This window comes from Streptomyces sp. CB02414 (assembly GCF_001905385.1).
Lineage (GTDB): Bacteria > Actinomycetota > Actinomycetes > Streptomycetales > Streptomycetaceae > Streptomyces.
Genome location: NZ_LIPF01000018.1, coordinates 54781 through 77911, shown reverse-complemented (window position 1 = coordinate 77911; position 23131 = coordinate 54781). Strand labels below are relative to the sequence as shown.

General features: G+C 69.0%; 19 protein-coding genes and 2 pseudogenes. 7 read left to right on the top strand and 14 right to left on the bottom strand.

Going from position 1 to position 23131, the window contains the following annotated elements:
* Nucleotides 1-315: dihydrofolate reductase family protein (locus AMK11_RS36510; protein WP_198941554.1), on the bottom strand; the 315-nt coding region annotated here is incomplete at its 3' end.
* Between the two features lie 268 nt (nucleotides 316-583).
* A complete protein-coding gene (locus AMK11_RS36505) occupies nucleotides 584-1360 on the bottom strand; it encodes a DUF6008 family protein (RefSeq protein ID WP_443333935.1) in 777 nt (258 codons plus the stop codon).
* Between the two features lie 666 nt (nucleotides 1361-2026).
* On the opposite strand from AMK11_RS36505, the gene AMK11_RS38085 reads away from it, so the two are divergent.
* Entirely contained in the window at nucleotides 2027-2200 is a 174-nt protein-coding gene (locus AMK11_RS38085) for a hypothetical protein (protein WP_158071015.1), read from the top strand.
* Nucleotides 2201-2261: 61 nt separating this feature from the next.
* Here AMK11_RS38085 and AMK11_RS36500 read toward each other — a convergent pair.
* Nucleotides 2262-2725 (bottom strand): annotated as a pseudogene (locus AMK11_RS36500) (transposase); the annotation flags it as partial.
* Between the two features lie 746 nt (nucleotides 2726-3471).
* Between AMK11_RS36500 and AMK11_RS36495 the strand changes: the two are divergent.
* Nucleotides 3472-4110 (top strand): TetR/AcrR family transcriptional regulator, encoded by a 639-nt coding sequence (locus AMK11_RS36495; protein ID WP_073732434.1) that lies wholly within the window; start codon nucleotides 3472-3474, stop codon nucleotides 4108-4110.
* Between the two features lie 39 nt (nucleotides 4111-4149).
* Here the strand turns inward: AMK11_RS36495 and AMK11_RS36490 are convergent, their stop codons facing one another.
* Nucleotides 4150-5574: a serine/threonine-protein kinase gene (locus AMK11_RS36490; protein ID WP_073732433.1), complete on the bottom strand. Its 1425-nt coding sequence runs from the start codon at nucleotides 5572-5574 to the stop codon at nucleotides 4150-4152.
* Between the two features lie 96 nt (nucleotides 5575-5670).
* Here AMK11_RS36490 and AMK11_RS36485 point away from each other — a divergent pair, with 96 nt between their 5' ends.
* Together AMK11_RS36485 and AMK11_RS36475 are read left to right on the top strand one after the other, a co-directional pair.
* Nucleotides 5671-6276 (top strand): hypothetical protein, encoded by a 606-nt coding sequence (locus tag AMK11_RS36485; RefSeq protein ID WP_073732432.1) that lies wholly within the window; start codon nucleotides 5671-5673, stop codon nucleotides 6274-6276.
* Nucleotides 6277-7249: 973 nt separating this feature from the next.
* Entirely contained in the window at nucleotides 7250-7855 is a 606-nt protein-coding gene (locus AMK11_RS36475; RefSeq protein ID WP_073732430.1) for a dihydrofolate reductase family protein, read from the top strand.
* 778 nt (nucleotides 7856-8633) lie between these two features.
* Here AMK11_RS36475 and AMK11_RS36470 read toward each other — a convergent pair.
* The 4 genes from AMK11_RS36470 to AMK11_RS36455 all read right to left on the bottom strand — a co-directional run bounded on the left by AMK11_RS36470 (nucleotide 8634) and on the right by AMK11_RS36455 (nucleotide 12817).
* Nucleotides 8634-9194, bottom strand: a complete 561-nt coding sequence (locus tag AMK11_RS36470) for a hypothetical protein (protein ID WP_143194626.1) — start codon at nucleotides 9192-9194, stop codon at nucleotides 8634-8636.
* 824 nt (nucleotides 9195-10018) lie between these two features.
* Nucleotides 10019-10990 (bottom strand): CU044_5270 family protein, encoded by a 972-nt coding sequence (locus AMK11_RS36465; RefSeq protein ID WP_073732428.1) that lies wholly within the window; start codon nucleotides 10988-10990, stop codon nucleotides 10019-10021.
* The gene (locus tag AMK11_RS36460) at nucleotides 10983-11615 is read right to left on the bottom strand and encodes an RNA polymerase sigma factor (protein WP_073732427.1); all 633 of its coding nucleotides are present in this window, start codon (nucleotides 11613-11615) and stop codon (nucleotides 10983-10985) included. Before AMK11_RS36460 ends, AMK11_RS36465 begins: the two co-directional genes overlap by 8 nt.
* Before the next feature lie 500 nt (nucleotides 11616-12115).
* Complete coding sequence (locus AMK11_RS36455; RefSeq protein ID WP_073732426.1) at nucleotides 12116-12817, bottom strand: restriction endonuclease; 702 nt, start codon at nucleotides 12815-12817, stop codon at nucleotides 12116-12118.
* A gap of 562 nt (nucleotides 12818-13379) precedes the next feature.
* On the opposite strand from AMK11_RS36455, the gene AMK11_RS36445 reads away from it, so the two are divergent.
* Nucleotides 13380-14327, top strand: coding sequence for an Imm49 family immunity protein (locus AMK11_RS36445; RefSeq protein WP_073732424.1), 948 nt, complete (start codon nucleotides 13380-13382; stop codon nucleotides 14325-14327).
* Nucleotides 14328-15075: 748 nt separating this feature from the next.
* On the opposite strand, the gene AMK11_RS36435 is transcribed toward AMK11_RS36445, so the two are convergent.
* Nucleotides 15076-15633: a dihydrofolate reductase family protein gene (locus AMK11_RS36435; protein WP_073732423.1), complete on the bottom strand. Its 558-nt coding sequence runs from the start codon at nucleotides 15631-15633 to the stop codon at nucleotides 15076-15078.
* Nucleotides 15634-15865: 232 nt separating this feature from the next.
* A pseudogene (locus AMK11_RS39315) lies at nucleotides 15866-16132 on the bottom strand (pyridoxamine 5'-phosphate oxidase family protein); the annotation flags it as partial.
* A 109-nt stretch (nucleotides 16133-16241) separates the two neighbouring features.
* Here AMK11_RS39315 and AMK11_RS36425 point away from each other — a divergent pair.
* Complete coding sequence (locus tag AMK11_RS36425) at nucleotides 16242-17129, top strand: LysR family transcriptional regulator (protein ID WP_079187933.1); 888 nt, start codon at nucleotides 16242-16244, stop codon at nucleotides 17127-17129.
* An 86-nt stretch (nucleotides 17130-17215) separates the two neighbouring features.
* Here the strand turns inward: AMK11_RS36425 and AMK11_RS36420 are convergent, their stop codons facing one another.
* The 4 genes from AMK11_RS36420 to AMK11_RS36405 all read right to left on the bottom strand — a co-directional run bounded on the left by AMK11_RS36420 (nucleotide 17216) and on the right by AMK11_RS36405 (nucleotide 21736).
* The gene (locus AMK11_RS36420; RefSeq protein WP_079187932.1) at nucleotides 17216-17581 is read right to left on the bottom strand and encodes an STAS domain-containing protein; all 366 of its coding nucleotides are present in this window, start codon (nucleotides 17579-17581) and stop codon (nucleotides 17216-17218) included.
* Nucleotides 17578-18714: a cobalamin B12-binding domain-containing protein gene (locus tag AMK11_RS36415; protein WP_079187931.1), complete on the bottom strand. Its 1137-nt coding sequence runs from the start codon at nucleotides 18712-18714 to the stop codon at nucleotides 17578-17580. The genes AMK11_RS36420 and AMK11_RS36415 overlap by 4 nt, the downstream gene beginning before the upstream one ends.
* Nucleotides 18711-20321 (bottom strand): PP2C family protein-serine/threonine phosphatase, encoded by a 1611-nt coding sequence (locus AMK11_RS36410; RefSeq protein ID WP_079187930.1) that lies wholly within the window; start codon nucleotides 20319-20321, stop codon nucleotides 18711-18713. Before AMK11_RS36410 ends, AMK11_RS36415 begins: the two co-directional genes overlap by 4 nt.
* A 254-nt stretch (nucleotides 20322-20575) precedes the next feature.
* Nucleotides 20576-21736, bottom strand: coding sequence for a PP2C family protein-serine/threonine phosphatase (locus tag AMK11_RS36405; protein WP_073732421.1), 1161 nt, complete (start codon nucleotides 21734-21736; stop codon nucleotides 20576-20578).
* Between the two features lie 148 nt (nucleotides 21737-21884).
* Between AMK11_RS36405 and AMK11_RS36400 the strand changes: the two genes are divergently transcribed.
* Nucleotides 21885-22367: a MarR family winged helix-turn-helix transcriptional regulator gene (locus AMK11_RS36400; RefSeq protein WP_073732420.1), complete on the top strand. Its 483-nt coding sequence runs from the start codon at nucleotides 21885-21887 to the stop codon at nucleotides 22365-22367.
* Nucleotides 22368-23131 lie beyond the last annotated feature (764 nt).

Genomic DNA, 23131 nt, shown 5'->3' with positions numbered 1-23131 from the left:
AAAACACCGCACAAGACTCGTCCTCGCACTGGACACCGACTCCAACGTCGTCGAATACACGACCTTCTCCGCAGCCTGCCAGTCCCGCGCATACTGCAGAATCTGCGGCGGCTGGCCCGGCACCTCCAGCGCGGTCTCCCAGTACAGCATCGTCTCGTACATCCGCCGCCCGTACAGATACGTACCCACAGGACGGAAAACATCATTGATGAACGTATGCACCTCCGGATCATCAGCCCCCGTACCGATGCCCCCCTCCTCCGCCGACACATATCCATCAAGCGACGTAACCATCGAATAAATAAGCTTCGCCATACATCTCCTCCAGACACAAGCCCCGACCCAGCACCAACTCACCACACAACGACTCTCCCACAACCCAAAACTCACCGCCCACCCAACCAACAACACACCACCCACACACGCCACATCCGTCCAGCCACCACCAACCCCCGAAAAGGACCCTCAACCCCTGCCCCAGGCCCTCCGGGCGCGCCCCGACCGGCCAATCCACCCAGCCTGCGGCCCGCCCGGCAACCCACTCACCCTCACCAGCGGCAAAACACCAACGACTCCACCCAGTTCACCGCCCCGAGGGAGACGACACCGGCGCCCCGCCCCTAACCCAGACGGCCCCGGGCGCCGCGCCACCACGTGCCGGGCGACCAGGCCCCCCGCCGTCCCCTTCCCGGCCCTCCTCGTATCCAGCCCTGACCGCGCGCCTCTCCCTCCACAGGTGGTAGACAGCGACGGCGAGTATCGCGGTACCGATCAGGTTGGCGACGAAATGCCACCACACGCGATAGGTCACCAGCGCCGGGCCGGGATCAATCGCACCGAACCAGGTCGACAGACCGACCGCCCTGCTGGCACCCAGCGCCACCGACACCGTCAAAACGACATGCTCAAGACCATGGAGACCCTGCATCCACACGCCCATCCTGCCCCACTTGCGGGACTTGAGGTGCCCGGTGGCTCGCCGAGTGATCTGCACGATCCCGACCAGGCCGGCAAGGAAAACGAAATTCCCGGTCAAATGCAAGATCTCCATACCCAACGCAGGCTTGGCCGGGTCCACCTGGCCCATGCCACGCGCGAGGCCGTCCCCCCAAGGCGTCATCCAAGCAGGAGCATACGGGTTCGCCACCCAGTACCCGGCCTGCGCGACATGCTCCTGGAAGTGACCTACCTGACCGATCACACCAAGACCGATAAGAACAACCGCGGTCCTGAACAGCCAAGGACGCACAGGACCACGGTTCGCGAAGGCCAGCACAACAACCGCCGCCCACATGACCACAGCCCAACCGATGAACACAACAGCACCCCAGGTTTCCACCAAGGACACGGCACCACCCATCTCATGACTGCCGACACCCCCGTGCACAGAAGGCCCGTGATCCATAAGTGAACTCCTCGTCCAAGTCGCGGGTCGACACTCCAGCTCATAGCCCCGCCACCGTAAAAACCCCCACCCCCAACAGGCCACTCCACACGTGCCGTCTCCACCCACAAGACACAACACGGCACGTCCGAGGACCTACACGGCCTTCGGGTACGGCAGCAGCCCCGCCTCAGCGCGCCCCCGGTTCCAGTGACGCCGTCTCATTTGGCCTACGCCCGTACTATTTCGCGGCGCTCTGGCGTGTCGGCAGGACGGGAGGAACGGGAGCGGCAAAGGATCACTTCAAGACCCAGTACCTGGTTGAGGGAGCGGCTGATAGCGGAGGCGAAGAAGACGAGCTCGACGAGGAAGACGGCGGCGGCGAAGGCGACGGCCAGGAAGCCGGCGCCGGGCCGGCCCGGCGGCGAGGAGCAGCACGGCGGCCAGGCGGACGGTGTCCTCTGTAGAGCGCCAGCGGTGTCCGACCACCGCCCGTGAATGGCCGTCCGGGAAGGCGAGCAAGTACGTCGTGTCGAAGGAACGGCTGGCACCAGGCTTGAGGTTGATGTCCGCCTCCGCCCACACTTGAACGTGACGCACCCTGTGATCTGCAGGGGAGGTCGTCTGGATACGGGGGCTCAGATGGACTACGGCGACGAGCGCAGAATTCGCAGGGCCGTTGCGCGCGGCATACAGGACGCGGAGACCGGCGACATCGAACCCGAGGGCGGGTGCGGTTGCTCGGTCCTGATCATCACTCTCGTGCTGATGGTGATCGTCATCTATGTGGTGACACATATCCCTCGCTGGATGTGAGCCCTTCACTGGCACGAGACAAAGATGAAGCTTGAGACTGCTGCACGAATAGGACGTCATTTCAGTTGGTGACTCTGTGGTGGCATATGAGGGTCGCGGCGATGGCGGTGCAGGCAAGGAAGTGTTCCGGCTTTCGCTCGTATGCGGCGGTGGAGGCGTCGACAGCCGAACGGCCAGGAGACGATTCGTCCCACGACCCAGCGGCGTTTGCCCAGACGTTGGGACGATTCGACGCCTTCGCGGGCCATCGGTGCCGGATGCCGCTGGAGGACTGCCATCGCTGCAGGTGCCGGTAGTCGTAGCCCTTGTCTCCGTGCAGCTTTCCGGGCCGTCGGCGTCGCGGACCGCGGCGTGAGCGGACGGGCGGGATACCGCGGACCAGCGGAGTGAGAGCCTGACCGTCGTGGAGGATCGAAGCGCAGACGCCGATCGACAGCGGTAGGCCGCTGCGGTCGACGATGAGGTGGATTTCGATCCCTTCTCGCCGCGGTCGGTCGGATTCGGTCCCGTCAGTTGCCCCCTAATCCAGTGCGTCAGCAGACAGCGCGGGACCATGCAACGTCCCGGAACGACTGCTCGCGCAGGACAGCGAATGCCTGGATCTCCCCTGGCCGTCAAGGCCTCCTCAAAGAGCGGCATCACTGTCCGTCACGGGGTTCGCGGTGATGACGCGGGCGCCGGGCTGATACCTCCGTTTTCCCGGGCCCCTGAGGCCTCTGCCAAGAGCGGCGCAGCCCGGCGCCTCCGTGGGCACCGCGAAACTCGCGTGGAGCGCGCGTACGTTGACCGTCGCAGCGCGAGCCCTCTCCAGGGTCGACCTCTTGTTCATCCGCGAGCCCGTGAGCTCTGCAGAAAGATCGAGCCCCTGGAGTGCGCTGGTGTCACGAACGGCCCGCCGGGCCCTGGAAGGCGACGACGAGGCTGTGGCCGGCTGGGTGACGGGGCTCTCCAGCTGTGTTCAGGTCACGACGGCCTGCCCGGGTCTCGGCCTGGCTTGTGCGAGGCGGTAGGAGTTCCGTGCCAACCTCGAAGGCCGTGCCGGGTCGGGGTCTCCGAAGGTCTTCGTGCGTCCGCCGAAAGCTCTCGTGGGAACAGATGGCGGCGCTGTTCCTACCCTCGCGTTCCGTCAGGGCCCGGAACGGCAGTTCGGCGCCTGTTCCCCCCTGTTCGATGCTGCCGCGGTTCTTGTTCCGTCCCGTGAGAATCGGCTCCCGGTCGTCGACCGCCTCTCCCGACGTGTGGGAACCGGGTGGGGCGTATTCTCAGCGGCCATGAACAGTCAGTCCGACGACGGGCACCCGGCGGACCCGCGCCGCGCCAAAGTGAGCAAGGGTGATCTGCGGGAGCAGGCGCTGCTGCACGCGGCGGAGGAGATGCTCCGGCGGTCGACGCTCGCCGAGCTGACGATGGAGGCAGTCGCGAAACAGGCGGGAATCACTCGTTCCGCCGCGTACTTCTACTTCGCCTCCAAGGAGCAGGTGGTGTGCGCGGTCATCGAACGAGCCACCCGGCACATCTACACCGGTCTCGACGCCTGCGGCGACAGCACGGACGCCACCGGTCTGAAGCGGGCCGTCGACGTCCAGGTCGACAACTGGCGCAACCACGGTCACATTTTCCGCGTCGGTGTTGAACTGTCCACCCGCGCCGAGTACCGACCGGTGTGGGTCTCTCTGATGGAACACGGCATCGACCTCGCCTGCCGGGCGGTCGCTCACGACCGCGCCCGCGGACTGGTCGGGGGCGACCCCGCGCTGGACCGTTCCCGGCTGGAGGCCCTCGCCTGGATGGGTGAACGAACCTGCTACCTGCTCTTCACCCGCGATCACAGTGAAGCCGAGGAGAAGCAGCTGCGTGACACCCTCACCACCTTCGCCCACCGCGGGCTCGGCTACCGCGCCACCGCGTGACCCGCTCTTGCGGCCTTCACCGTGCCGCTGCCGAACCAGTCAGGCGGCGGGCTCCTCACCAGCCCTGCTCAAGTGCCCCTCAGGGAATCCCGCCTCCTCGCTCAAGGACGCGTAGTACAGCCGACCGTCTTCCTGGAGCGTGACGCGAGCTGTCTCCGAGCCCTCTACGCACAGGTTCAAAGGGTTGGATCCGGCGCCTTCGCTCGACCGGGCCTCCAGTATCAGGCGCGAGTCCTCGGCCGTCGTGAGCAGGTAGTCACTGGTGCAGCTGATGCCCCGCATCGAAACCGCCGCGTCGGTCGAGACGACGTCGCCCACCGCGCCCTGCGCGATCGTGATGCGCAGGGTGCCACCGGGCAGGTCGCTCCTGTTCGTGAGTTGTCCTTCCCAGGTGCCCAGGAACTCGCGGGGGACGTCACCGCCGTCGTCGCCGTCGCCGGCGCCCCCTGCCTGAAGTGTGGCGAACACCGTCGCCGTCGCGGCGAGCGCCCCAACGGCGGCGAGAAGGAGCGGCCTCTTGCGTCGGCGCACCGGACCAGCGGGAGCAGCGCGAACAGTGTCGGCGGGGGCGGGCAGGGCGACCAGTTCCCGCATCAGGGCCTGGATGTCCGCCTCAACCGGCGACGGCAGCCAGCCCGCGCCGGCCAGGGACGCGGCCCCGTCCGGCGCCAGTGCGCGGGCTGTCTCCCCGGCCGTGGGGCGTGCCGCCGGTTCCTTGGCCAGACAGGCGGCGGCGACCTCCCGCAGCTGACCTGACAGGCCGCCCAGCTCCGGCTCCTCGTGCACCACCTTGTACATCAGGCCGGCCGCGCCATCCCCGGGGAAGGGGCCCTGGCCGGTCGCGGCGAACACCAGTACCGCGCCCAGCGTGAACACGTCCGTCGGCGGCCCGACTTCGCCACCGACGACCTGTTCGGGAGACATGTAGCCCGGTGAACCGACCACCACTCCGGTACGGGTCAGCGCCACCGACGCGTCCGTGGCCCGAGCGATCCCGAAGTCGATCAGCCGGGGGCCGTCCAGCGCGAGCAGTACGTTGGCGGGCTTCACGTCGCGGTGCACCAGGTCCCGGTTCCGCACACCGTCGAGGGCCTCGGCCAGACCGGCCACCAGCACCCGCACCGAGGCTTCCGGCAGCGGCCCGTGCCGCTGTACGGCCCTGTCCAGGGACAGCCCTTGCACGAAGGCAGTGGCCACCCACGGCCGCAAGGACTCGATGTCGGCGTCCAGAACAGGCGCCGTCCACGGGCCGCCCGCCCTGCGAGCCAGGCTCACCTCGCGTCGGAAGCGTTCCCGGAAATCCCCGTCCTCTGCGAACTCCGCCCGCACCAGCTTGACCGCGACATACGCTGCCTCGTTACGCCTGCGTGCGAGGTAGACGCGTCCCATGCCGCCCGAGCCCACCCGTGCCAGCAGCCGGTAATCTCCCACCCATCCCGGGTCGTCCGCCTGCAGCCGCTCCACAGTGCACCCTCTTCCCGTCCCGCATCAACCGTCAGCCTATGCGTAAGTAAGCTCATTCTCGACACACCGTCAATTCTCCTGCTGCACAATGGACTCATGGCGGACACGGGAGCGCTCTACGGACTGATCGGCGCGGTCGTCGGGGCAGTGCTGGGCGCGGCAGCCATGGTGAGCGTGCCGGTCCTGGAACGACGGTGGCGGCGTTCGGACACCGAGGCCGAACGCGCTCGGCAGGCCGTCGACGCCGAGATCGCACGGCTGACGAGCCTGCGAGTCACCGGACGGCACTGGATCGACGTCCTCAAACGCGCCGAACAGGACCTCTCGGCGGGCCAGGCCCCCGCGCTGGACACATTCGACGCGGAGATCAAGGAGGTCGGTGTCCCGGCGATCGGCGCCCATTACCTCCACCCGCCCTTCGCCCAGCACTCGCCCGCGACCCAGCAGGCCGCTGCACATGCCTTCGACCGCCTGGAGGAAGCCACCCAGCTCCTCCGGCGCGACCTGCTCGGCAGCGTCGCCCAGGGCGCCTCCCGGGAGCGCGCCCTGGAAGCCTCCCTCGCCGTGGCCCGTGCCGAGCACGCCCGCGACCAGCTCAACGAACAACTCCTCGACCAGATCGCCAGAATCCAGCAGGCCCTGCCCGTCCCGCCCTCGCCCACCACGGCCCCCGCGCCCGGGCCCCCCGGGCGCGCCCGGTAGGACCGGGGCCACTGAACCAGTGCCGGTCAAGGGTCCCGAGTACTGGACAGCCGCTGAACCGGGCAGCGACGCGTCTGCACAGTTGAATCCGGGAGAAACGGCCCAGGTTCCTTCTGCCGTCGCCGCGGGGCCCTTTCGCCCGCGGCGGCGACGGCACGGTACTGGGCGGAGTGGGGTCGATGGCCGGCGACGACTTCCGGCAGCGCGTCGGTGCTGTGCGGCAGGATCACGGAGGTGATCTTCTTCCCCGAGTTCGGGGCGATGTCGTGCAGAGCCCTCTCACCGAGCTCGAGGGCCTTGCGGCTCCGGCGGTGGACGACGCGTTTGGCGTCCGGGGCCGTGCCGCGGCCGCCGCGAGGGCGCTCACTGGTCGCCCGGCCGCGGTGTGCGGTCGTACGTGAAGGTGACAGATCCGCCGGCCGGGTCCTTTTCCGTCGTAGTGCACGCCCTCGATCTTCGGCGACGAGGAGTGCTCGGCGGCCTGCGCCGGAGCGGAGACCGCCGAGCCGACCGCGGCGGGAGCTGCCGGGTCGCGGCAGCGGCCGGTACGGCGGTGCGCATGAGGAAGCCCTTCAGGGGTGCGTACGGACCGCACGGCGCCTGCCGTACGTGATCAAGGACGACCGCCCCACGCGACGCTTGGAAGCGGCCCCGGGGGCGCCGTGCTCGGACTCACGGAGCAACGGGCTTCGGTGAGGTGGGCCGCGTACCAGGGCCACCGCGAAGGCCTCAGTCCGCAGAAGGCTGACGTCAGCCAGCCTGGTGCGCGGAGGACGGGCCCGGACAGGCTCCATCGGAATTTTCCACGGATCCGGACGACAGGTCACCGCCTTCGCACATGCAGTGGGGCCGCCCGCCACCAGGCGTGCGGATGTCGCTTCGGAGGCGCTTCCTGGATCCTCCACAGCAGCACCGATGAGTTTGCCGGTCCCGATGGGTCCAAGTTCATGACGGCCCATGAAAGGACACCGCCATGTCGGAACTTCTCGTCGACTTCATCACCTCCCTCGACGGCTGTGCTTCGGGAGAGGGGTGGCCCGGGTTCTGGGGCCTCGAGGGCCCGGAGTACCTCACCTGGCTCGGCGAGCAGCCCAAGGTCACCTACCTGATGGGAGCGAACACCTACCGCTTGATGTCGGGCTTCGCCGCAGGCGAGGTTCCCGACGGTCTGGACGAGTTCAGGCCCGAAGAAGAGGCGTCCGTCGACGAGCTCACGCAGGCGCCCAAGGTCGTGTTCTCCTCCTCACTCGAGGAGCCGCTGACGTGGGCCAACGCCACGCTCGTCCGCGACGACGCCGTCGAGGCGGTCCGCGCCATGAAGTCGAGTGGATCGGGACTCCTCAGCACGATCGGCAGCCTCAGCCTGTGCCGGTCCCTGCTACGGGCCGGACTCGTCGACCGCTTCCGGGTCGTGATGTTCCCGGTGATCACCGGGGCCACGGGCAGTGAACGCATCTACGACGGTTATCCGGACGTTGCCCTCGAGATGACTGAGCACCGCACCTTCGACGGCCGCATACAACTGGTCGAGTACACGCCCCGCGTGCTCGAGCACCCGCCGCTCGGCGCCCCTGCCTGACGTCGCCCCCGCCGTACGCCTTCTCAGGCCGGGATCCACACTGAGATCTGCCTTACGGATGCGCCGCTGGACGCTTCGCTGGGCGAGGCCCGGGTGCCGGGCGCTCCGCTCGGCCGGTGGGGCCAACCGGGGCGCTCGGATCACAGGCGACTGCGGTCAAGGGCGGCATCCAGATCGGCGGCGGGAGTCAGCAAGCCCATCGGCTGCCGCCCCAGTCCGGTCACCGTCGCCCGGCGCGGCTGCTACCGGGCGGTAGTCGAAGAGGAGGTGGAGCGACGGCCCCGAAGGTAGCCCCGTCCATCCCCCACAGCAGGTCGCTCACGCTCACCGGGAGCGACGAGGGTGACGTCGTGCTCCAGGCACGCAAGCGAGGGTTCACCGATTCGAGCGGTTTGGCGATCGAAATGTGGGGCCGGCCGTTTCCGCGTCTGTAAAGGTTCCTGTGCCATGGCGACCGCACTTACTGGATGGGGTCGGGGTGGTGTGGTGGAGGTGAGAGGGGTGCATCACGCCTATCGTCGGCGGGTGGTCCCGCGGGGTGTCGATCTGGATCTCGGCCCCCCGGCCCGGCTTGCCCGTCTCAGCCCAACCCGGCCGGTGTGAGCAAGCCGCCACATGAGGGTGGCTTGCTCACGCCAGCGCCGCGCCGACCGGTGGCGCCCGAACAGGCCGCGGTCCTGCTTCGCCTCCGCTTCGGCCGCCTCGCGGGCCCACGATCTGGTGGCCCCAGCGTACCGAGGGTTACTCGTCCGGTCTGCCTGTGGCACCGGGCTGTTCCCTATTCCGCGAGGTTGGAAACAGCTGGACGCGGGCTTCCCTGGCGGGCCGCACCTTCGACGTAAGGACGCAGCGCCTTGATGATCTTTTCTGGGTCTGTGTCCTCGCGAACGTGGGCCGGACGATCATCGGGAGAGTAGTGGAACGCGCCTGGGCAGCGCCCCTGGCCCTCGACTACGAAACGGGTGATCAGCTTGGAGGTCTTCGCTTCGAGCAGCAGGTAGGTGGCCTGGACCTGGATCAGCCGTACCTCGCCGTATCCCCGGTAGTCGCACTTGATGTCCGTGAGAGTGACTGGTTCCACGTACTCGCAGACGACCAGCTGCGCGGTGTACGGCTCGTTGTCGGGTGTCGTCCAGTGAGGAGGCAGGGTCTCATCCATCCGGAAACGAAGATGGACCGGGTGCGGGCCTGGTCCGGCATACGGCTTCGCGTCTTCGGTATAGGTCGTGGGGTGTATCCCTCGCCCGGACGCAGCAGACGCTGGGCACGGGTCGGTGGGCAGTACGGGTGAGCTTGGCTCGAACGCCGTGCCGTCCACGACCAGGACGACCATGGTCACGGCAGGAACGATGATCAATGGGGCGAGAACCGCCGGTCGTATTCTGGGCATCGCCTCTCCGTGATGCACGTCAGCGACAGCGGTGAGCCGGATGAGATGACTCGCCGGTGTCCGATGGGCAGGTGCTCGCGCTGTCGTCCTTGCCCATGCTGGCTGTCCAACTCTCCTCGCAAGATACCCGACTTCGCTGGACTGTCCTGCCATCGCAGTTGGACCGCTGGCAGGTCTCCCCGCACTGGGTGGTCGCCCGAGCGGTGACCACAGGTCCGTGGGGCAGCTGTCAGTCATGAGGAGATGGTGGAAGCGGATCGGCGCGGGCGTGGCGACGGGAGTCGTGGTGAGCGTCGTCATGCCTCCTCGTACGAAACCTGGCTCGGCTGGGCAGCGCAACTGACCCAGCACTCGAACGCCTTGGCCGCCGGCCTCTCCATCCGTGACGCCCGCACGAGCGCGGCGACCGTATCGATGCGCTCCACGAGGCCACCGCTTCGTACCGTCGAGGACACAACGAAGCGTGACATCCAGCCACCGAAGGAACCCGCATGGACGAGACCCCCGGGAGCTCCTACAGGCAGGCTTCGGTGCGGTTCATGTAGTCCAGGCCGTCAGCACGGGCGGAGCTCTGCGTGGTCTTGTTGGTCTTGCCGGGCGCCGAGCGCTTGCTCGTCTTGGTCTTGAGCCCCTTGAGTACCAGCGTCTGGCGTTCATCGGTCGCGTTGCGGGTCCGGGATGCTGCGTACGGGCTTGGGCCGGGGAGCCTCAGGACCGCCGACGACCTCCTGCCGGTGCCGGCGGCCTTGGGGTTCTTGGCCGCGGGACAGCGGCTACGGGCGCTGCCTCACCCGGTCGACGATGCCCCAGTCCACTACGTGCGACAGCTGGATGTACTTCTTCCCGGAAGTCGAGGTCCGCTCGTCGCGGAATCCCAGGAATTCGTACGACGCCGGGTCGAAGATCAGGTACTTGCTCTCGTAGGACCCGCGTCCGGTATGGGCGATCCCCACCCCGGTCCGTCCCGCGGAGTCTTTCACTCCCGGGATCGTCCGGACGCCGGGCACAAGGGCGAGCGCCTCGTACGCCGCGGGGCGCAGTCCGTTGGGCAGCACCGGGTTCTTCAGGAGCTCGCCGAGCAGCCAGTAGGCCTCGTACCGTTCGAGCTCGTCGAGATCGCTGATCGGCCGGTCGTCGGGGCTGGAGCCGAGGGAGATGATGGCCAGTACAAGCTTTTCCGGGTCCTGGGGCAGTTTCTTCAGCTCGTTCCACTTCCGGGGTGGCCATACCCCGCCGCCCTCCTCCGCGGGCTCCTCCCACATCTCGCGGCCCAGTTCCATGGACAGGGAGGGCTTGGAGACGTCGACCGAGTCCCACATCTCGTCGGTGTAGGTCTTGACTTCGCCGCTCTCCTGTTCCGTCTCCTTGATGATCCGTTTCGAGTAGATGAACTGGTCGTCGCGCGGCGCCACCGGCTGCTTCTCCTGCTCACGCTCCCACGCCGCCGCCCCGTTCAACACCGTCGCGGCGGCGTTCTCCACTCGCGGGCTGCTCGTGCCCGGTGTGCCGCCCTCCTCGCCGGAACCGTTCGTGCCGATCAGCACCGCCGTCCCCGTCACGACTGTGGCGACCGCCCCGGCCGCCGCGAGGCGCAGCACGTGGCGGCGACCGGGTCCGGTGCCGGTGTGCCGGTCCGCGTGGGCGATCGCGTTGAGCAGCTGGTGCCGGGCCCGGCTGCGGGCCGGACCGGTGAGCGGGGCCGCGTCCGCGTCCCACTCCCTCAGGAGTTCGAGTTCGTCATTCATGGTCGGACACCTCTCGCAGTGCCGTCGGGTTGGATCCGCCCAATGCTTCGCGCAGCTTGCTGCGAGCCCGGTGCAGCCGTGATCTGACCGTGCCCACGGGGATACCGAGGGCCTGGGCCGTCTCTCCGTAGCCGAGATCCCCCCAGGCCACCAGCAGCAGCACGTCCCGGTGCTGAGCGGGCAACGCGGCCAGCGCCGCCGCCAGCTCGCGGCGTACGGCCCGCGCCACCACCCGATCCGCGGCCCGGTCGGCCAGCGGCTCGTCGTGGTCGGCGAGGGCCGGGACCCGGGCCATGGCCTTGAACCGGCGGGCCTCGGCCCGCCGGTGCCGGCCGACCAAGTTGGTCGCTATACCGAACAGCCACGGCCGGGCGTCGACGCCCGCGCCGCGGGCCGGATCGTAGCGATGCCGCTGCTGGAACGCGGTGGTGAAGGTCTCCGCCACAAGGTCGTCCGCGACCTCGCCGCCGAGGCGGCGGGCCGCATAGCGGTGCACGGCGTCGGCGTGCCGGTCGAAGAGCGCGGCGAACACCTCGGGCTCGTCCCGGGACCGCGCGATCACTGATGCGTCGCTCTCCGCATCGGCACGCGCGGTGCCGATGCCGACGCCTGGTCCGACGGTCATCGGGGCTCCTCTCGTCCAAGGACGATGCTCGAATACCTGGGCCTTCACCAGTCCTTCGCCCATCGCGCCGAAGCGGTTCCCTCAGCCGGCCCGTGATCAATCCCGGCGGCACCGGCATGCCGTACGGACGGACCGGAGCCCACCGAGCCCTGCTGGCCCGGGCGTCGGACTCCGCATCACGAGCCTCGGCTTCGAAGCCGCCGTCGCCCGGCTCGGCGAGGACGCGTCGCGTCCTGCCCGAAATCGCCGTGTGGCCGGCGACGTCCTGCATGCTCGCGCGACCGACGCCGACGCCCCTCAAACCATTCCCGAGGCCTGCATGACGCGTTGAGCCCTCGGAGGTCGGAGGGGGCGGGTCCGCGTTACCGCCCCACCCGCGGCCCGCCGGTCCGATCCGGCGCCGGCGAAGCCGGGCCACGGTGGCGGACGCGTGCCAGGCGGTACCAGTCAGGACTTCCACAGGCCACCAGCCCACACCGCAGGCCGAACAAGCCCCGCCCTCAGCTCGAAGAAGACGGGCGGCGCGGAGGCGGCACGGCCCGCAGCAGCTCCCACAGCGGACGGGAGCCCGACGCCCACACGGCCAGTGTCTGGCGGTCGACGACGTGCAGCCGCTGCTGCTTGGCGAACGTCACCGCAGGGCCGGTCACCCGGCCGTTCGTGACGATCACCGCGACGTCCGCGCCGTGCACCTGGCGTGCCGTCCCGTTGAGCACCTGCAGGTCCGGCGTACCGACCGCCGAGCCCTGGGCGCCGTTGCGGCGGTGCTTGCACTGGATCACCCAGCGTCGCCCGAACGGGTCCGTGGCCTTCACGTCCGCGCCCAGGTCGCCACGTCCGCCGACCCGCTGGGCATCCCGGCAGCCGTCCCGCCGCATCAGGTCCCGTATCGCGTCCTCGAACCGCGTGTGGTGCAGCGCGTCCAGCTGCGGCAAGCCGTACCGCAGGCCCTGTGCCCGCACCGCCTCCCACCGGGCCCGCTGCTGCCGGTCGTAGAACCAGCCGGCGCCCGCCAGCACCGCGAGCGCCAGGACCACGACGAGCACCCACCAGTGCGCCAGCAGCCAGTTGACCACCATCACCACCAGCCCGATACCGGCCGCCGCCACCACGGCGAAGACGACCAGCTGCGCGTCCCTCTGCTGCTGCCTCCGGCCGGGCCTCCTCGTACGCCGCCGCGCCGGCGGCCGTCGACGGGTCACCGTTCCCACCGGATCGGGTAGGACACCGTGGGCCGAGGCTGTGGCGCCCGTGCCGTGGGAACGTCGTCGAAGCGGATCGGGTACTGGACCGTGGTCTTCGGCTTCGGCGTTTCCCCACTCCCTGCCGAGACGTTGCCGTTGCCCAGCCCGACCACGGTCAACGCCACCACACCGAAGATCGTCGTTTCCCGTTTGGCGCCCGGAGCCCACCGCCAATGACTGCGTACCGGTGTCCCGTCAGAGCGCACGTACGACCGCACCAAAGGCATACAAGCCTCCCCCTCGTAACCACTCCCCGCACAACGACCCATGCTGACAGGAGCCACTGACAACGCGTCAGCACATCAGTACCCGGAGTGATCAAGGAAGGGGAGAACAGGCCAGGTCAGGGGAGATGTGGGGCTCTGCCCCACACCGGATACGGCCGGGCGGGTGCGCCCGCGCGCGTACCGCTGCAAGTCGTAGCGGGTGACTGCCCCACGAGACGCCGACGCCCGTTCCGCTGGCGGCCGCGCCGTCTGTAGGCCCCTGCTCTGTCAGTGCCCGCTGACAGGATGCGAGCATGACGATCAAGGATGTGGCACGCCACGACGTGGCCGGAGAGCAGATGGACGAGACCCTCCAGCGCGGGACCCGCCGGGCCATCGACCACTGGTCCGACATGCGCCACAACGGCCGTCCTCTGCGCCAGGGACTGCGGGAGATGAGCGGCGACCTCCTCGACCTCGCCGCCGCACGCACCCTGGAAGATCCCGCGCTGGACACGCCAAGATCGCGTGAGGTCCTGCTCACCGCGGCGGAGTGCGCCCTTGGAGAGCTGGACCTGGGCTGCTTCCCCGACGGCGACTGGAACATCCCGCTCCCCCTCCTCGACGAGACGCTCACCAGCGGAGAAATGCACAACGAAGAGACCCGGGAACCGGCGTCCCCGGCCACCACCGCCCAGACCTGGGTCAACGCCTTCAACCTGTGCCTGATCAGCGGCCTCGTGTGGGAGCGCGACCGGGTCATCGGCCCGCTGCTGCACGAGGACTACGCTCCCGCCATCCGCGACGGAGTGCCCCACTCGATGAGGGAGTCGGTCTCCACCCGGGCCGACCTCGCCGAGACGGACGCGCTGTGCGCATACCTGACCGTCGTGCACGGGCGTTGTCCCGGCGCCTTTTCCGGACCCGTTCCGGTGGACAAGCCCGACTACGAAGTGCGCTCCCGGGCCGCCGTACGGCTCGACGAGGCCGGCGCCCTGAACGCGGACCAGCGGCTGCTGCGCGTCCTGCTCGACGACGACCAGCCCGTCTTCGAACAGGCCCTGGCCGCACGCCGTCAGGCATGGGGCTGGCGTCCCCTCAGTGCTTCTTCCCGATCGTCAGTGCCCGCGCCCGCTCCCCGCCGTTCTCCGGGCGGATTCGCTCGGCCAGGCAGCGCCGGTGGGAGATCAGGGTGTGGCCTCCTGGACCGTCGTTGCTCCGCGAGTCGAGGACGAGGGCGTCTCCACCTGGGCTCAACGTGACGGGTTCACCACAGAAGTCACAGCTCCAGGCCAACGACTCCAGGTCGGCAGGTCGGATGCTGAGCCGTACCGATACCGGCTGATGCCAGCGGTGGACCTGCTCGATCACCGCCTCGATCCGTGCACCGGTGGGCGGAAAGAGCGCGAGCAGTTCGTCGTAGCTGTAGTGGTCCGGGAGAACTGCTGAATCATGTCGACAGAGGCCGACAGACCAGCGTTCTCGTAACCGACGATCTCAACGACCACTCCCCATGGGTGATGGCTGAGGACCCTGGCCTGAACCTTCTGGCCAGGCATGAGCGCCAGACTCTCCGTCTCGAACCTTGGGCTGCACCTGCGGAGACTGACGGGCTTCGACTTCACCCTCGCGGGCGGTGTGGTCGGCAGACATGTCGCTCGATCGGCGGAAGGCCGCCCTCTCCGAGTGGGCTGCGCAGCACGGTTCGGGCGGGTGCGGAGTCGCCCTGCCCACACCATCCCGCGCAGGGTTCCGACGTCAATCGGCGGCGGCGCGTTCGAGCAGGGCGCCTCTGCGTCAGCAGTGAGTGGGCAGCGCGTCGCCAGACGGTCCGGGGCTGCTCCGCGCGCAGGCGGGGCGAAGTTCCCGGAGCAAGGGCTGAGCTCCTCGGCTCCGGCGCGGAGCCCGGCATCCCGTGGAGCACCGCCGGCCGCACGGCGGCGGACATGTGCCTCGAGGCCGTTGTCCGCCCAGCAGCCGGCGCCGACGCCGAGTCAGCAAACGGCGCGCTCAGCGGGTCTGGTAGCGCGCGTAGATCAGTCCGCTGTCGAAGGAGCGCTTCTCGACCAGCTGAAGTTCGAGGCGCACGCCGTCGGGGAAGAACCGCTTGCCGCCGCCGACCACGCTCGTGGTGATGAACAGGTGGTACTCGTCCACCAGGCCGGACGCGATCGCCTGGGCCGCGAGGTTCGGACCGTCCACGGTCAGGTCGTGATCAGCCTTGGCCTTGAGTTCGCGTACCGCGTCCGGGTCGAAGGTCCGCTCGATCCTGGTCTTCGCGCTGGACACCGACTGCAGCGTCGTGGAGTACACGACTTTCTCCGCGGCCTGCCAGTCGCGGGCGTACTGCAGGATGTGCGGCGGCTGGTCGGGCTCGGTGTGCGCGGTCTCCCAGTAGACCATCGTCTCGTACATCCGCCGGCCGTAGAGGTACGTGCCGACGGGGCGGAAGAGGTCGTTGATGAAGGTGTGCACCTCCGGATCCTCCGCCCCGGGACCGAGGTTTCCCTCCGCCGCCTCGGCGTAGCCGTCGAGCGAGGTGATCATCGAGTAGATGAGCTTTGCCATGGGTCTCCTTCAGGTGGCGCGGGTGGTGCTCGGAGTCGGGTGGAAACACCGCGAGCCGGGCATCGGTGACGTTGTCGAAACGGGCGTCCCCTCCGCGGATGAGTACGAGATGCCTGGAGATCGCGGCCTGATAGACTAGCAACGGCCCAGCCGGTTCGAGCTCCTCCGGCACTGGTTGGTGAGCGGTCGGCAGACGGGTGTTGAGCAAGGCGAGGTCCGCCGCGCGGGCGTCTTCGGACGCCGATCCCGCAGTTGTCTCCAGGTAGATCGCTTCCGCCCCGCCGACGGGCGCAGCCGTGTCGAAGGCGGCGATCGCCACCTCCGGACGCGCTGCGGTGTTCCGTGAATGCCGACTGTCCGGCGAGGAAACCCACACAACACGGTGCTGCCCGTCGGCTGCGAAGAACACCGGGCTGGCCCATGGCCGACCCTCGCCGTCTGCGGTGCCGAGGACGAGGTAGCGATGCCGAGCCAGCAGCCTCGGCACCGTTTCCCACATCGTCAGTCCTGCGGCTGGTTGTGACATCAGGGCAATACTGGAGCGCCGGCAGTCCGCCATCAACGACGAGTTCGTCAACAACCGCTCAGCCAGGGTGAACAAGGGGGGGATGGAACGGCAGGACATCGAGGTGTTCCTGGCACTGGCTCGGGAACTGCATTTCACCCGCACCGCGGAGCGGCTGCGGCTCGCGCCTGCCTCGGTCAGCCAAACAATCAAAAAGCTCGAGCGTCGGTTCGGGGCGCCGTTGTTCGCCAGAAGCACGCGCCGGGTGGAGCTGACCCCGCTCGGCCGGCAGCTCCTGGACGAGCTCGGCCCGGCCTACGCACAGGTCCAGACGGCGATCGCGCGAGCGATTGCCGCCGGCCACGGCACCACAGGTGAGCTGCACCTCGGCTACATGTCCGCCGCCATCGCCCGCCACGTCCTGCCGTTGGGCGACGCCTTTCACGCCGGTACGCCGGGCTGCCGGGTCACCATCCGCGAGACCGCACTGGACAACCTCTACGGGCCACTGCGCCGCGCCGAAGTCGACCGATCCTGCCGCTGCCCGTCTGTTGCCGAACCGGACCACACGGTCGGGCCTGTGCTGTTGTTCGAGGCCGCACTGCTCGCCGTCCCCGCCGACCACCATCTGGCCCGACGCGACCAGGTGACCCCCGAGGACCTGGCTCAGGAGACCTTCCTGTTCGCCCAGAATCTTCCCGACTACTGGATCGAGCACCACCTGCCACTCACCCGGCAGTCGCCCACGATCACCCGGCTGCCCGGTTTCCAAGAGATGCTGGCCTACGTCACCTCTGGCCACGGCGCGGCCATCGTCGGCGCCCAGACCGAACAGCTCTACCCACGCCCCGGCCTGACCTGCTTGCCGATCGCCGACGGCCCCACCTTCGACTACGCCGCCGTCTGGCGCACCAGCGGCCTGACCGCTCTCGCATCCGCCTTCCTGCACCACGCCGCCAACGGAAGGGGTTCCGCCGAAGTGAGCGTTTGACACTGGCATTGGGTGGTTCCTGGTCCGTACGAGGCTCCGGGCCTCTCACTCCGGCGGGAGGGGCGAGTGAGCGGGCCTTCGAAGGGTCACTCGTCGGTCGTGGTCGCCGTACTCTGGGAGCTGCTCAGGTGCTCATAGGTCCCGGTGAGTTCGAGCAGCCGCTTCAGTGCCGGACCTATGTTGTCCAAGTGGAAGCCGATACCGTCCTGGCAGGCGGAACGGTGGATCTGCAGGAGTGTGGACAGACCCATGGAATCCACCACTCCGAGCTTCCTGCAGTCCAGCCGCAGGTCCTCGGCGTCCGCTCGTTCGTGGAGGGCCAGCCGCACCTGGAGGAGCAGTTCACCGCAGGTGTCGTAATCCAGGTCGCCGTCGACGGCCAGGCGCACGGTGTGCGGGCCGGCGACGGAGGGTGAGGCGGCAGTGGGGTCTGCGTCTGGTGAGGTGGTCACGGTGTTCGTCCAGCGTGTCGAGGGTCAAGGGAGGTGGCGAGGGCGTTGCGCCCGGCGTCGATGAGGCGGCGGGCACGCGGGAAGTCTCGCAATTGCTCCGCCAGTAGTTCCAAGCCGGGCAGGAGGCACTGCGCGGGAACACCTCGGGCGGCGAGTACCTCTGCTGTCCAGGTGAGGAAATCGGTGAAGATCTCGGATGCGTCGACGTACAGGGCCGCGGTCAGGAAGTGCACGATGTGGGCGAGGTCCTCGGCAGTGCGCTCGCGTTGTTCGTCGGTGTGGTCGCGCATTACCGGGAGACGCTCTTCCAGACGGTGGAAGGTGTCGCGTACGAGGCGGGTGGATGACTTGGCGACCATGGTGTACTCCTGGTCGGCCAGATGCGGCAGGTCATCGATCGCCTGATGGGCGGGCGGCGGCTGGAGCAGAGGGCCGGCGGCGAGTCTGTCCGCGGCCGCGCGAGCGTCGGGCGCCCAGGCGTCGGCCCCCAGCAGGCGGGCGTAGCGGCCGTCGGCGCCGAAGGCGAGGCCGCCGACCATGACAGGTGTGCCGACGGCCTGGACAGCGGTGATCGCGCTGTGGGCATGCGGCAGGCGGGTGGGCAGGGAACTGGAGAGGCAGACCGCGTCCGGCCCGGTGCGGTGCAGGTGGCCGATCAGGTGGGCGGTCGGCACCTGGGCGCCGAGGTATTCGACCCGCCAGCCCCGCAGTCGCAGTGTTTCGGCCACCAGTCGCGCCGGCAGTGCGTGCCATTCCTGGTCCACGCAGGCGACCGTGACACGTCCGCGCGGCGTGGTGGGGCGCCGTGTGGGCAGGGAGGCGATGACACGGTCGTTGATGGCGGTGGCCGCGTGCTCGTCGGCCACGCTCATCCGGTTCGCGGCCCATTCGATGCCGACTTTGCGCTGGACGGCGCCGATGACGTCCAGCAGCAGGGTCTCCGGGCCGAGTCCCGAGTCGAGCGCTTCGTCGACGACGTCGACGGCTGAGAATTCGTCTCCGGCGCGGACGGCCGTCCACAGTTCGTCCACCCACGGCAGGGCTCGCTCGTCGCCACGAGCCGGGGTGAGCAAGCGGGCGTCGTCCTCGGGCCGGCCCGATGCGTCGTCGATGTGGATGGCGCGGTTGCTCATGCCGTATACCTGCCCCGTGTCGTTCCGTCTACGGCACTGAGGTGGCTGCCGCGCGGGGCACTGATGGCCATCACGGCGATGTCGTCGTGACGGCCGGCGCCGAGCCACTGCGCGGTGATCATCTGGATCCGCTCCACGATCGCCGCGGCCGGCATGCCGACGCACTCCGCCGCCGCACGGCGCAGACGCTGTTCGCCGAACATGGTGTCGCCCAGGGGGCCGCCCTTCGCTTCGGTGACACCGTCGGTGAACAGCAGGCAGGTTTCCCCGGGTGCGAGTCGTACGTGTGCGGTTCGGGCCGTGACGGCGGGCAGGACACCGATCAGGGTTCCGTTGGTGTCGGCCTCCTCCACGGTCCCGTCACTTCGCATGATCAACGGGGCGGGGTGGCCGGCCGCGGTGACGCGCAGCAGCACATCACGTTCCTCCCGGCGGACGGAGGCCAGCACGAGGGTGGCGAAACGCGTGTGATGGCTGGTGCGCATCGCGTTGTTCAGCAGGCGCAGCATCCTGGTGTGGTCGTCGGCCATGGGGAGCAGAGCGTGGAGGGTGTTGCGGATCTTGCCCGTGAGTACCGCGGCTTCCAGCCCCTTGCCTGCCACGTCTCCGAGTACGGCGAGGGTCTCGGGGAAGTCGTCGCCGGGCGGGTGAACGTCGTAGAAGTCACCGCCGACGCGTTCTGTGTCCTTGCTCGGACGGTATGCGCCCGCGAACTCCACTCCTTCCACCTGTCGCAGGGTGGGCGGCAGCAGTTCACGCATGAGGGTGTCGGAGATCGTGTTCTGCTCCGCGTAGAGACGCGCGGCCGACATCGCCGCGCCGGCCCGGGCGGCGAAGAGCCTCGCCATCACCTCTTCCCCTTCCGTGAACGCGACCTTCCGCACCCGGCGCAGCAGGATCAGCGCACCCGCCGGCACTCCGTGGCCAGGAAGCGGCGTGATGGCCAGTGATCCGACTTCTCCGAATCCCTCGGGCACGAGCCACCGCGGAGCAGCAGCCGGGTCTATCCACTGCGAGGGGACAGGCGGGAAGCCCCGCAGCGCCTCGGTGAGTCCCGGCACGGTGTCCGGGGGTCCCGCGACGGTGCCGTGAGAAAGTCGACCGCGCTGGTCGCAGACGACCATCGGCAGCTTGCTGGTCGCGCTGGGGGCGATGACCAGCGCGGCGTCCGCCAGGTGCGCGGTGGCCAGGCGCGCGGTGACCTCCATGCACCGGTCCAGGTTCAGGGAGGCCGACAGCGCGGTGGAGGCCTGGTTGAGGAACTGAGTGCGCTCGCGTTCCGCTTCGAGTTCGAGGAGGAGCGACTGGTGTTCGGTCTCGTCCACGAGCCACCAGGCGACACCACCCGCCGGCGGGACGGACGGATGCGCGGAGAAGAACCGATCACCCACCGCGCCACTCACGGCGGTCTTCCCGGCGGCGGTGGCGAGCCAGGAAGGGGACCGCAGCCGCCGGCCGGGACGGGCGGCCGGCAGGAGCACCGAGGCGGCGTCGTTGAGTTCTACGACGTGCCCGTCCGCGGCTATGACCACCACCGGATAGGGGGCGGTGGCAGCGCTCATCGCGCTGACGGCACCGGTGCGGTGGCGGGCCGGGGAAGAAGTCATGCAACGGGGCCCCTACGCGTGGACCCTCACCTCACTCAGCGAAGAAAAAAGATGTCTAAAGGCAACAGTCCCCCAGCTCGGTGGTTTCGTGCAACCACCGAGCTTCCCCGTGAACGTCGGTTCATCCGGGCGAAGGGCGACTGCCCTTCGTTTCTGGGGAGTTGCCGGGTTCCGCCCGGCCGCGAGAGCGCCAACATTCACACTCTGCGCACATCCCCCTGTCGACCGGGTGAGATCGGCCGCCGCGCCCTTGCTCAACGACCCAGCCAGTCCAGGCAGACCACCAGGGCATCATCGTCCACGGCCGACCGGCCGCGGTGATCGGCCAGTTCCCGCAGGACGGCACGAGGCACCTCGGCCGCGGGCAGCAGGCGTGTGGACTGGATGGCCCGGGCCAACGTCGCGTCTCCGTACCGCTCCCCACGTGAAGAGGCAGTCCCGTAGACACCGTCGCTGACGAAGATCAGCCGATCACCGGGCTCTGCGCGCAGCTCCTGGGACACGTAGTCGGTCTCGTCGAACATGCCCAGGGGCAACTGCGCCTCGAGCTCGACGCGATCGACCACGCCGTCCCGCAGCCGCAGCATCCGCGGCGAGCCGGCGTCCACCACGGACACCCGCCCGGTGGCCAGTTCGAAGTCGAGCATCAGCACCGACAGGTAGCACTGGCCCCGGTAGTGGGCGTAGAGCGCCTGGTCGGCGAGAACCGCTTGGTCGGCCAGGGGGAGCCCGGCCCGCCGGGCGTTGCGCAGGGCACTGATGGCCAGGTTCGTCAGCACGGAGGCCGCTGTCCCCTCCCCCATTCCGTTGGTGACGTAGAGCATCAGGTGGTCCGCGGTGGCGGACCAGTCGAAGTTGTCACCGAAGATGGCGTAGGCGGGCTCCAGTTGGGCGCCCAGCTCGTACTCCGGCCGGGCGCAGGAGCGGCCGGGCAGCAACTGCCACTGCATCTCCGCGGCCAGCGTCAATCGGTCCCTGCGCCGCGCCTGCGTGTACACGTCCGTGTCGCGTTCCGCGACGACGACCTCGTGCGCGAGCACTTGGGCGACGTCCCCGAGTTCGCCCAGAGCTCCTGCGGCCTGATCACCGTCGGGCAACGTCACCGAGAGCACGCCGAGTCGGTCACCGCGCACCGTGACGGGCAGGTGCAGGCGCGCCAGGCCGTCCCCGACCCTTTCGACGAAAGGCTCCTGGGCACCGAAGGCCCGACCGGCGGCACTGCTGTGCACCGAGATCGGTTCCATGGTGTGCGGCAGCACGGACACCGGCTGCAGTACGGTCAACCCGTAGTCGGCCATGAACAGCTCCACCGACTGCGCCGCGTAGTGTTCGGTCAGCACGCTCCGAACGGCGTCGAGCAACTTGTGCGGCGCCGCCGTACGCAGAGCGCGCTCAGCGGCCACGAATCTGTTCACGAGGATGGAAACACCAATCTCTTGCCGGGCCCGTACGGGCCTCGCTCGGTACCTGGCTCGTTCGACCGGCCGTCCCGGTCGCCCGAGTCGTCTGCGTCCAGCTTCGCGCGCCTAGTACGCTGAGATACGTACCAGCGCCTGCGAGAGTGTGACCGTGACTGCTTCCCGTCCCCGCCCCCGGCCCGACGAGGTCGCCCGCGTGACGTCCACGGCCGCGGAGCTGCTGGAAGTGCTCTGGGGCAGAGCCTCCACGGCGCCCGCTTCGGCGTCCCAGTTGCGCGTGCTGTTCATCCTCGAACACCACGAGGGCATCAACCTGCGCACGCTCGCCGATTCCCTCGCCTCCACTCCGCCGTCGACCAGCCGGCTGTGCGACCGGCTGCAGGCCTCCGGCTTCGTCGAACGCGCCGTCAGCGCGACCAGCCGGCGCGAAGTGCGCCTGTATCTCAGCGAGCGGGGCCGCGCCTTCCTCGACGACCTGCGCGAGCGAAGGGAGCGGGAACTGCGAGCGGTTCTGGACCAGATGCCCGCCGCGAAACGGACCGCCCTGCTGGCCGGCCTGGAAGCCTTCTGCGACACCGCGGCGAGCCGGATACACCATGACGCGGGCTGGGAGGCCCACTCCGCCTGATGGGACAGGTGAGGCCGCGGCTCCTGCCACCGGCCACGACACCGCCGGTCGGCGCCTCACTGGCCAGTGGCCTTCCACCGGACTACGACCGTTCCTCCCCGCACACATTTCTGCCATCCGCCCCTAGCTGTCTCCCCGCCCCGGCTGTCCGGTGACAGCGGCGCGCCTCGGTTGGCACCTGCCTGACCGCGTGTGCATCCGAATACCCCGTACCACCACGTCAAACGAGCCTGTGGCCCGTATCTCCCCCAGAGCGCTCAAACGTGCAGGTATCGGGTGTGCCGGGCACGCCAGGGTCCCGGACAGGACAGAAGGATCACCGACTTCGGGTCGTAGCGTGGGAGGACCTGTCATCCGTGCGGGGGGCATTGTCAAGCGCGAGCCACTCCGAAGGAGCGCCGCAGCAGCGACATCCGGCTCCGCGTGCGGCCGTGGAGGCCGCTTCTCCGTCGATGTCCCATCCCGGAATCGGCGGTTTGTTCCGTCGTGTCGGGTCGCCCCCGGTGATGGTTCTGTCGCCGGTGAGGCGGCCGGCCATGAGGTCGCGCTGATCTCCGTGTCGACGCCGAGGGGGGCCGGGTGCTGCGTCGAGCCGCCGCTGCGCTGATCACGACCGGCCGGTGCCATCGTCACTGTCCGGTGGGAGTTGCACGGAGATCCCGTCACCCCGCTCTTCCGGGCTCGCATTCCGGTCGGATACACGGACAGGTCTGGTCGAACTCGCGGTGGGCATCGACAGGTCCGTCGTCGCGGGCAGCGTCGTC